This is a genomic window from Monashia sp. HAY1-2A, assembly GCF_056755315.1.
This window is the reverse complement of the sequence record NZ_JBNDHY010000750.1, coordinates 1-215: the sequence shown is the minus strand read 5'-3', so window position 1 is coordinate 215 and position 215 is coordinate 1. Positions and strand designations below refer to the sequence as shown.

General features: G+C 66.5%; 1 protein-coding gene. It reads left to right on the top strand.

Annotated elements, in window-relative coordinates:
• A partial coding sequence (locus ACPYOM_RS23780; RefSeq protein WP_481347872.1) for a hypothetical protein occupies window positions 1-199 on the top strand: 199 nt, incomplete at its 5' end.
• Window positions 200-215: the final 16 nt, after the last annotated feature.

The following is a 215-nucleotide window of genomic DNA, read 5'->3' as shown; positions in this document are numbered from 1 at the left end:
CCCCCCCCCCCCCCCCCTCTCCCAGCCCAACTACACCCCCCCAGAGTACGACGCGTCTCGTGGGCTCGGAGATGTGTATAAGAGACAGGAGCAACGCGCACCCACCAGCACCCTCACCACCTGCCCCGACAACCGGGGCAGCAGCAGGGAGCAACCCGCCACCCACCAGCACCCTCACCTGTCTCTTATACACATCTGACGCTGCCGACGACGGA